1 protein-coding gene is annotated in these 894 nt (G+C 56.3%); it reads left to right on the forward strand.

What is annotated here, in order from left to right:
* Positions 1 to 534 precede the first annotated feature (534 nt).
* Entirely contained in the window at positions 535 to 873 is a 339-nt protein-coding gene (locus JF66_RS20720) for a hypothetical protein (protein ID WP_035880848.1), read from the forward strand.
* The last annotated feature ends 21 nt before the right edge of the window (positions 874 to 894 follow it).

Genomic DNA, 894 nt, shown 5'->3' on the forward strand with positions numbered 1-894 from the left:
TTGTGTCTGGGTAGGGAAAAGGCTGGTTTCCTTGTGTTGTGTTGGATGTGTTCGCCAGACTGGTGAGAATTAGCGGAGCACGAAGACGAGTAAGAGTCTGACGTTGTTGCGCGTGACGGGGTTTCTATGTCGAATCGGAATCATGAACCATGAACCATGAACCATGAACCATGCGGGGCTGAAGACCTCGAATTGTGTGTTCTGTCGGACCACGAATGGCGTGTGGCTGACCGGAGGCAGCGGGAACAGTCGCCGGAGAAAGTTTTGGGGTATATCAATCACAGTGGGTTGTCGTTCGAGGTATTGAAGGTAGAAGCGCCCCGCGACCACCCCCGTTTTGGTCGGCTGGATGAGGCGGTGGCTTCTTTTGTTGTGGGCCGGGCGTTCTGACACCGGTGGTGTCGGCTGTTCTTGTTCGGCATGTTGCCGGCGTGAACCGTTCTCGTGGCGCAGTCGTTATAGGTCAGTCTCGCTGACACTCTGGCGGCGTCGCCAATGTTCGACGTGCCTCGTTTCCGTCGAAGGTGGTCAGCTATGGGTTCGATGACGTACAACAGCAGGGTCACGGTTGAACTCAGTGATTGGGTGCTTCTGCACGTGCGAATCGCCATCGTCTGCAAACTTCGCAGGGGCGAGAGTTTCCTTCTTTCCTGGAAAGACTCCGTTCAGGTGGGCGGGGGTCGTAGTTCTATCTGGATTCATCCGAGCATTCCGCTCTATTTCAAGTTCGACCAGGCGCGGTCGGCTGCTGTCAACATCGAGTGGGTGGAGAGCCTGCGCCTGGCCGCCGACAGCACCCAGGGAATGGTTGTTGTTGCCGAGGGTCGTCGTTTAGAAGGATCCGGACCCACGGATAGAGACGTTCAGCGTTAGATGGTGATGGGGCAGACAATG

It is taken from the genome of Cryobacterium sp. MLB-32 (assembly GCF_000738085.1).
Taxonomy (GTDB): Bacteria; Actinomycetota; Actinomycetes; order Actinomycetales; family Microbacteriaceae; genus Cryobacterium.

Excerpts from the sequence above, each read along its gene's own strand:
- JF66_RS20720 (WP_035880848.1), top strand. The coding sequence starts at position 535 with ATGGGTTCGATGACGTACAACAGCAGGGTCACGGTTGAACTCAGTGAT.